General features: G+C 72.5%; 10 protein-coding genes. 9 read left to right on the top strand and 1 reads right to left on the bottom strand.

The window, feature by feature from the left end; genetic code table 11:
- From FVA95_RS31080 to FVA95_RS26505, 3 genes are all read left to right on the top strand, one after another.
- On the top strand, positions 1–257 hold a 257-nt coding region (locus FVA95_RS31080; RefSeq protein ID WP_161992466.1), incomplete at its 5' end, for a hypothetical protein.
- 500 nt (positions 258–757) lie between these two features.
- A complete protein-coding gene (locus tag FVA95_RS26510) occupies positions 758–1,369 on the top strand; it encodes a hypothetical protein (RefSeq protein WP_149666556.1) in 612 nt (203 codons plus the stop codon).
- Between the two features lie 105 nt (positions 1,370–1,474).
- Positions 1,475–1,681, top strand: coding sequence for a hypothetical protein (locus tag FVA95_RS26505; RefSeq protein WP_149666555.1), 207 nt, complete (start codon positions 1,475–1,477; stop codon positions 1,679–1,681).
- Between the two features lie 290 nt (positions 1,682–1,971).
- Here FVA95_RS26505 and FVA95_RS26500 read toward each other — a convergent pair whose 3' ends face one another.
- The gene (locus FVA95_RS26500; protein ID WP_161992465.1) at positions 1,972–2,718 is read right to left on the bottom strand and encodes a GntR family transcriptional regulator; all 747 of its coding nucleotides are present in this window, start codon (positions 2,716–2,718) and stop codon (positions 1,972–1,974) included.
- A gap of 177 nt (positions 2,719–2,895) precedes the next feature.
- Here FVA95_RS26500 and FVA95_RS26495 point away from each other — a divergent pair, with 177 nt between their 5' ends.
- The 6 genes from FVA95_RS26495 to FVA95_RS26470 form a co-directional block, all read left to right on the top strand.
- Positions 2,896–4,059 (top strand): hypothetical protein, encoded by a 1,164-nt coding sequence (locus tag FVA95_RS26495; protein ID WP_149666553.1) that lies wholly within the window; start codon positions 2,896–2,898, stop codon positions 4,057–4,059.
- Entirely contained in the window at positions 4,056–5,081 is a 1,026-nt protein-coding gene (locus FVA95_RS26490) for a glycosyltransferase (protein WP_149666552.1), read from the top strand. The genes FVA95_RS26495 and FVA95_RS26490 overlap by 4 nt, the downstream gene beginning before the upstream one ends.
- The gene (locus FVA95_RS26485) at positions 5,071–6,015 is read left to right on the top strand and encodes a phosphotransferase (RefSeq protein WP_205015998.1); all 945 of its coding nucleotides are present in this window, start codon (positions 5,071–5,073) and stop codon (positions 6,013–6,015) included. Before FVA95_RS26490 ends, FVA95_RS26485 begins: the two co-directional genes overlap by 11 nt.
- Positions 6,015–6,332 carry a glycosyltransferase family 4 protein gene (locus tag FVA95_RS26480; RefSeq protein WP_149666551.1) on the top strand — a complete coding sequence of 106 codons (318 nt, stop codon included), beginning with the start codon at positions 6,015–6,017 and terminating at the stop codon, positions 6,330–6,332. Before FVA95_RS26485 ends, FVA95_RS26480 begins: the two co-directional genes overlap by 1 nt.
- 26 nt (positions 6,333–6,358) lie before the next feature.
- Positions 6,359–7,234, top strand: coding sequence for a glycosyltransferase (locus FVA95_RS33590; RefSeq protein ID WP_149666550.1), 876 nt, complete (start codon positions 6,359–6,361; stop codon positions 7,232–7,234).
- Between the two features lie 5 nt (positions 7,235–7,239).
- Positions 7,240–8,514, top strand: a 1,275-nt coding sequence (locus tag FVA95_RS26470) for a glycosyltransferase (RefSeq protein WP_161992464.1), incomplete at its 3' end; no start/stop codon positions are given.

Genomic DNA, 8,514 nt, shown 5'->3' with positions numbered 1-8,514 from the left:
AGCGCGGCCCGGCACCGGTGGCGCGCGATGGGCTGCTGGAGGAGCAGATGCGCGACTACCAGCAGGCCGCCGACCTCACGGGCACGCTGCACGAGCTGCCGAGCTGCCTGCGCTCTGCGCTGGTGCACGTCCTGACCGCGGCCCGGGTCGAGCTGTCCAACGGCCGCCCCCTACCGATCGAGGTCCGCCGCGCGGTCACCCACCTCCAGCAAGCACTGACCGAGATCCACGCCCCTCCCAACCAACACCCTGCGTGACCGCACGACGGACTCCGCCCGCTCTCCGGTCCGGTGGGGTGCGGCCTACTGATTTCGCCCGTCCCCGCCGTACGGCACCGGTCCGGTGGGCCGGCCGCGGTGCTCATCGGGCGGGCAGGTCGTAGTAGAGCTCGAAGCGCTCGCGCACGAACGCGCTTAGCAACCGGTCAGCGGCAAGCGATCGTAGAGCCCCTCCCCGCGTAGGCCTCGCGCGCGTTGGACTGGCAGGTGGTCAACCCCTCGGCCGGGCTTGCCGGGTCCCCGTACACCGAGATCAAGGTTTGCGTACACGAACGAGAACCTCTGTATATCGACACCCCAGTGCCGTTCGTTACAGTTATCTTTTGCGTCCACACCGTTGGCCACGGAAGGGCACACAATGTTATCGACCTCCACTCGGCTGGACTATCCAAAGATTCTCGCACTAATTGACAATCGACGACATCCCGTGCTGAGGTGCATCTCTTGACGTAACGTTCCTGGAGGGGGATTCACGCAGGATGGCACGAATCACTAGACAGTCCTTGCGCGCGATCGCTGCCACTTTTTGTGTGACAGCGATCCTCAGCGTCTCAACCGGTGTCGCAAGCGCCACGAACGAGATGCCGCCTCCGGTGGCCCCACAGGCGGTCAGCGCATCAGAAGCCGATCCGGAGCGATTCGAGAAAGCGGAGAAGATCTGCGACACCTACGTCCGGAGGACAAACGACCAGACGGGCGACACTCAAGTAATCGGCGATACCTGCTCCGAAGATCCTGCCTTGCGCGCGGGGGCAGAAAGAATCAAGGCGCAGCGCGCACCCGTCGTCGTGCTGGTCGAGTTCTGGTCTCTTCCAGACCTTGAAGGGCTCGTCGATCGCGTATACGGCTGGAGCGGCCCCTGTGACCCGGTGGGGTACCGCTTCTCCAATCTGACGACTATGAACGCCAACCTCGGCGGTATCCGCTCCTATGTCGCCGCCAACCTCTGCTACGGACAAGAAATCTGGACGAACCCGAACTTCGCAGGAAACCTCCGGCGCGACACCGGTTACTACCACCCGTGGGTCGGCCCCTACCACGACGGAGCTGTTCGTTCGATGAAGGTTTACGCCTACCCGGTCATCGGCTGACAACCGACTCAGCTTTGTGAAGAGTGGGCGCGGTAGACCCAGCACGGCAGACAAGAGGCGAATCACCGCGCCCACTCATGTAGCTCCAGCATCTATAATCTGGGCATGGACACCAGCGAACGCCACAGCGGCGAGTGCATGAACGGGCCGGCCAAAGGGACGATCATGGGGTTCACGACACCTGCACCCGACACAATCGTCATCCCTAGGGAAGTTCTGCGTGACCGCGGAATTCCAGGCGATGAGCTGACATATCGCATCGCCGAGGAAGACCCCAGGAACGGTCACAGCGAATATTATCTCGTTGAGTAGCCGGACCTGCAGGTCACCGTCCGGCACGCGCGTCCGGCGCGGACGGTCTCCTCGTAACGGGTCAGCGGATGTCCGGCCTCGTGAGGTCTCAAAGCCCGTGTACCCCGCGTGTATCGTGGTCAGCGAATTGCCCCGGAAGCCTCTGACCCTTGCGGTCATGCGACCGGGGCTTTGTACGTGATGAGCCGCCGCGGGTGTCTGAGGCGGCTCATCGTCGTTCTGGGGGACGTTACCGGCGAGGTCCGACAGCGCGCGTGGTCAGGCCGAACCGGCCGTTCGTTCTACATCCCTCATCGGGCGGGCAGGTCGTAGTAGAGCTCGAAGCGCTCGGCGAGCATCGTGATCCGGTTGACCTCGACGGGGCACTCGGCGGTGGAAGCGACCCGGACCAGACGGAACACGGTGGTCCCGGGCGTGGTGGCCAGGGCGGCGGCTTCGTCGTGGTCGGCGCGTCCGGCGCGGACGGTCTCCTCGTAGCGGGTCAGGGGGTGTCCGGCTTCTTCCAGGCGGGCGTAGAGCCCGCCGGGGCCGGTGTCGGGGACCGCCATCTCCGGGGTGGCGATCGCCAGGGGCAGGTAGCTGGTGGCGAGTTGGACGACGTCGTCGTCGGCGTACATGACCCGGTCGCGGATGAGGACCTGCTCGGTGGGGGCGATGTCGAGCAGCTCCGCGATCTGCTCGCCGGCGGGTCCGGTGCGGACGGTGACCTCGCTGCGCGGTGTCCAGCCGCCGGTGTGGGCGTCGGTGGTGAACGCGCCGCGCCCGGCTGCGCGTTCGTCGCGGGAGAGCCGGTTGCGTGCTGAGCGCAGGACCGGGCGGTGGGCGCGCACGTAGACCCCGGACCCGGTGATGCCCTCGACCAGGCCGTCGGCTCGCAGCTGGTCGATCGCCGCGGCGATCGTCGCCGACGCGACGTCGTAGCGCTTGGCGAGCTCCGCGCGAGTCGGTAGCCGGTCCCCCGCGCCGTAGGCGCCGCTGCGGATCGCGCCTCGAAGGTCGTCGGCGATCTGCTGTGCCCGGCTCTTGCGCTCCGCCATGCACGGGACTGTAGCTGTCCAGACAGCTTGTCCTTCCATCTCACCCCACCCCACATCCGGGCTCGTCGACGTACTCCGAAAATCTCGCTAGACAGATTATGTCTAGCTAGCTTAAGATCTGTCTAGTTCAACTTGCTCGGGGTTGCCCGAGGCGTTCGAGCGGCAGCGGAGGATGAGATGACCGGCAACGACAGCACCCGCGAGGGCTCCGGCGACAACCCGGGCGACGACCCGGGCGACAACCCGGGCGACGACCCGGGCGACGACCCGGGCGACGACCTGGGCAGCGCCCCGGGCCACGGTCTGGCCGTCGGCCTGGGCGGGGGTGAGGACTATGTGATCGACCTCGGGCCGGTGGCGGTGGTGCTGCAGGCCGCGCAGCGGGATCTGGTGGAGTATCTGTCGGGCTTCTACGCGGTGCGCCGCGCCGGATCCGGGCACGAGACCGGGTCGCGGTGTGGGCAGGTGCAGTGGGAGATCGATGTCCGCCTCGGCGCCCCGGATGCGGGGATGACCTGCACCCGATGGGGTGTCGGGGTCGACTGCGACCCGGGCGCCAGGCGGGCGCGGGTCCGCGGCGTCGACCCGGTCCATCTGGCGATCACGGTGCGCAAGATGGTGCGTGAGGCGCTGGTGGAGTTCTGCGGGTCCCGGGCGGCGACGATGCTGCACGCCTCGGCGGTCACCGACGGCGCGCGGGTGGTGATCGTGGTGGGCGACAAGGGGGCGGGCAAGACGACCCTGGGCCTGAGCGCTGTGCTCGACCTGGGGTGGACGTTGCTGTCCAACGACCACCTGCTGCTCTACCGCGACCACGACGCGACGCTGGTGGTGACCTCGCTGCCGACTCCGATCCCGGTCAAGACCGGGACCTGGTGCGACTGGTCGCACCGGCTGCCCGCGCCGTGGGACACCGAAGCCATCACCCCCGAGCGGGCCCGGGCGCTCCCGGCGGGGCAGCGCTACCGCAGCCCGGGCCGGTTCCTCTACACCTACCGTGGCCTGGGCCAGCCCCATCCGCTGCACACCCGCCTGGCTGAGCGCACCGTGGACGTCGTGCTGGCCGGCTACGGCCGGGCCGGGGCACTGCCCGCCGAGCCGCGGCAGATTGAGCCGCAGGGGGTCGGGCTCGTCGACGCACTCGGCGAGCATGTCCGGTTCGACTGGTGGTTCGGCCCGGCCAACACCCACCTGCTGCCGCGGGCCGAGCGCACCCCCGCGCAGTTCGCGGCCGACTCGACCCAGCGGCTGCACGACCTGGCCGCGGTGGCCACCGCGACGCGCTGGACCCACCACGGGCACCTGGGCCCGTTTCTCGCCGCCACCGCGAGCCGGCGATGAACCCGGCCGCTGTGCGGGCCGGTGTCGCGGGCCGGCCGCTGGTCAGCGTGATCGTGCCGACCTTCAACCGACCGCACCTGCTCGCCGAGGCCCTGGGCAGCGTCGCCGCCCAGGAGGGGATGGCGGCCGGGGCGGTGCAGACCGTCGTGGTCAACGACGGCGGCGCCGACGTCACCGCGGTGGTCGAGGCCGCCCGCGCAGGCGGGCTCGCGGTGACCGCGGTGACCCACCGCCACCAGCGGGGGCTGCCCTCCGCGCGCAACACCGGCCTGGACCACGCCCGCGGCCGCTACGTCGCCTTCCTCGACGACGACGACGAGTTCCTGCCCACCCACCTGCAGGCCGCGCTCGCCCGGCTGCGCGACCCCGCCGCTCCCGCAGTGCAGGCCACCATCGCGGCCTGCACCGTCACCTCCCACCGCGACACCCCAGCAGCGGCGACCGCAGCAGCGGGAACCGGGGCAGCGCGGGTCGGGGTGCCGGGGACTGAGCGCTGGGATGTGCCGTTCGATCCGGACCTGCTGGCGGTGATGAACCTGCTGCCGGTGCACGCCGCGGTGTTCGCCCACCCCGGCCCGGGAGTGCGCTTCGACGCCGCGCTGCCCGCGCTGGAGGACTGGGACTTCTGGCTGCGGCTCAGCCACGGCCACGGCTACCGCTTCACCCGCATCCCCACCACCGGCGCGGTCTACCACCGGAGCGCGACCGCGACGAGCATGCTCAACGACGTGGTGTCCGGGGCCCGACCGGCCGCGCATTTCAGCAGGCTCGTCGAGCGGATCTGGCGACGCTGGCCCGCCCGCGACCCGCGCTCGGCGCGGTTCCGCTCCTACGCCGGGACCATGTACTGGCAGCTGCTCGGCGCGCTGGCCACCGGCCGCGCCCCGAACCCGCACTACTACCTGCACTCGGTGCAGGCCATCGCCGCAGCGTGGGCCGACCCCGACGCCGAGACGACCCTGACCGAGGACCTCACCCACACCGTGACCGGAGCACCCTGCGATGACCCCCGTGCCGCCTGACCCCCGCCACCCCGAGCAGCCCAGCTCCGACTGGCCCGGTCTGGGCTGGCTGGCCGGGCTGGACCTGGCCGGCACGACCGTCGAGGCGCTCCTGCACACCACCGACAAGACCCTGCTCGCCGCCGGGCACCGCGGCGGCCGCCCGGTCGTGGTGAAGGCCCTGACGAGCACCGACCCGTTCTGGCGGGAGAAGTTCGCCCACGAGATCGCGGTCTACCGGGCCATGGCCGACACCCCGGCCCCGGTCGACACCCCCGCACTGGTCCACACCGACGGCCACTCGCTGCTGGTCATCGACCGCCTCCCCGGCCGGGTCCTCGACGCCGACCGCTACCCCACCCGGGCGTTGACCGACGACGAGCTCACCGCAGCGATCGCGACGGTGACCCGGTTCGGGACCTGGCGGCCGCCGCCCGGGGCGCTGCGGGCGGTGTTCGACTACCCCGACCGGCTCCGCCGCTACGCCCCGCTGCTCGGGCCCGGGCCCACCGCGGTGCTGACGCGGCTGTGCGCCGAGCTCGGCGCGCCCGCCGCCCCGGCCCACGGCGACCCGCTGCCGGGCAACCTGATCCTGTTCCCCACACCCGGCCAGGCCACAGCCGCGTCCCCGGGGGCGCCGGCCGGGACGGTGACGGGGGCGCTGGCGGGGGCGTTGGTGGACTTCGAGTTCACCGGGCTGTTCCTGCCCGGGCTCGACCTCGCGGTGCTGCACACCCTGCTCGCCGCCACCCCCGGCGCGCCCGCCCGGATCCGGGCGGGCGCCGCGGCGGCCGGCGGCGACTCCCGGGCGCTGCTGGTCAACCGGGCGGTGGTGCTGGCGCGTGAGCTGCGGATTCACCGCGAACTGCCCGACGGGGCCCTGCGCCGCGAGCGCCTGGCCCTGATCGAACCCCAGTTCCACGACCTGACCCGCGAGCTGCAGGAGCACCGCTGATGCACATCGCCCTGGTCCACCGAGATCTGCACGCCGCGACCCGCGGCGGGATCGCCACCATCTACCGGGCCCTGGCCCCCCGCCTTCATCAGGCCGGTCACCAGGTCACCCTGCTCACCCAGGACTCCCCCGAGGTGCTGCACCTACCCGGTATCGACACCGTCGTGCTGGCCCGCACCGAGGACATGAGCGCCCACCGCGCGGCCGTGGCCGCCGCCCTGGACCTCGTGCAGCCCGACGTCGTCGAGTCCTCCACCTGGGAGGCCGAGACCCTGCACTACCTGCACACCCCGCCGCACGGCTGGCCCCGGTCCTGATCCGCGGGGACGTCTCCGCCGCGACAATGACCAGCAACCGGGCCCTGATCGCCGCCGAGCAGGATCTGCTCGCCGTCGCCGACTCCGGCCCCGAGGACATCGTCGCGGTCAGCGACTACGCCGCGGCCGACCTCGCCGCCGCCTACCGCATCCCCCGCCCGCCGGTCCTGGCCAACGGCGTCGACCGGCACCGCTTCCACCCCGAGACCGCCGCACGCGCCGCGGCCGCCGGGCCGTGCGGCGGCTACCGCGTCGTGCTCGGCGCCGACGCCCGCCCGATCGCCCGCACCCCGCTCACCGGGCCCGGCGCGCCCACACCCGCGCCGTGGGACCGCGGCGACGACACCAGGGTCCAGCTGGTGTGGGTGGGGAAAGTGACCCCGATGAAGGGCTGGGACCGCCTGGAGCAGCTCGCCCACGACCTCGTCGACGTCGCCGCCATCACCGTGCTCCTTGGGCATTCCCCCGCGTTCTGCCCCGTCCGCGTCACCGGCGGCAACCGTAGTCCGCTCACCGTGCTGCAGGACCTGCCCGAACACGCCGTCCCCGGCCTCTACGCCGCGGCGGACTGGCTGCTGTCGACCTCCCGCTGGGAGGGCTTCGGTCTGGCCATCGCCGAGGCCATGGCCACCGGCACCCCCGCCCTGCTGCCCGCCGACCTCGGCACCGCCCCGGAACTGCTCGCCGCCGGCGGCGGGCACACCTACCGCACCACCGCCGAACTCCGCCGCCTGGTCACCGGGCCCCGACCGGCCGGCGTGCTGCCCGCCCGGTTCGACTGGGAAGCCAACACCGGCGCCACCCTCGCCCGCTACCGCGCGCTCCTGCAGCCCCCCGCGCTCCCGCAGCGCGGCCGCGGCCCGGCGGCGCGACGGGGCGAGTGGCCGGGGGTGGCGCGGTGATGCGGGTGCTACTGCTTGGCCCCGCGCACGACGGCGGGAGCCTGCCGCCCTACCTCGACGTCCTGACCACCGCCCTGCGCCAGCAGGGTGCGACCGTGACCCGCCTGGGCTCCACCCAGATCCCCTACGACACCACCACCGGCCGGTTCTGGCCCGCCCCGCAGCTGCGCGCCGCGGCCGCCGAACTCACCCGCCAGATCGACCCCGCCGCCCACGACGTCATCGCCCTGCACGCCGGGAACCTCGAGTACGACCAGATCGTGCCCGCCCTACTCCCAGCCGGCCTCGGGCTCCCCGTGGTGCACCACATCCACACCCTGGCCCCAACCCTGCTGCACGAGCACTCCCCCGACCCCGACCTGCAGGCCGCCGTCGACGACGCCACCCGCCGCGCCGCCGGGCACGTCTGGTTCGGCACCTACGCCCGCCACCACCAACCCCAACAGCCCGCCCAGCCCGAGCAGGGCCGGGTGGAGGGCGCGGTGCAGGCCGGGGTGGTGGCGTGGCTGCCGAGCACGATCCCGCCCGGCACCCAGGCACACGCCGGCACGGCGCTGGCCGCGGCACTGGACACCGACCGTCCGGTGGTGAGCCTGTCCGGCTACGCCGCACCGTGGAAGGACCCCGCGCTGCTGCTCGACGCCCTGGCCCAGACCCGCACCCCCGTGCGGGCCGTGCTCGCCGGCCCCGGCTGGGACGACCCGGCCCAGGCCGGTGTCGACCTCACCGGCTACGCCGTCCCCCGCCCGGTCGGCCGGCACGCCGAGCTGGTCGTGGTCCCCGGCTACCTCGACCCGGGCGCGCGCCTGGCCCTGGTCACCGCCAGCACCGCCGCGGCGTTCCCCTACCGGCCCCACCCCAGCTTCCAGGGATCCGGAGCGATCGCCGACTACCTCGCCCACCACGTCCCGGTCGTGGCCACCGACACCGCCAACTTCACCGAGCTCATCGGGCCCGCCGGAACCACCACACCACCCGAGGATCCCGCCCGGTTCGCCGCCGGCATCGACCACGTCCTCACCGACCCCCGGCCCGCGGCCGCCGCCCGACAGCGAGCGCCCCGGTTCACGGCCGCCGCGCACGCCGCCCGCTGCCTCACCGCCTACCGCGCCGCCCGCGCCACCGCCGGTGACCGCCCGGGTCACGCCCCGGTCGACGCGGCCGCGGCGGGTGCATCCGCACCGGTGGTGCGACGGCCCGCTCCTGGTCGGCGACCTCGCAGCCGACCCTGCCGGTCCCGACGACGCACTGCCCGCGGCCGCGCAGCAGTGGCTCACCGC

This window comes from Pseudonocardia sp. EV170527-09, assembly GCF_008369905.1.
Classification (GTDB): Bacteria; Actinomycetota; Actinomycetes; order Mycobacteriales; family Pseudonocardiaceae; genus Pseudonocardia.
Note: the sequence above shows the minus strand (reverse complement) of the source record. Positions and strands in the feature narration are given on the sequence as shown.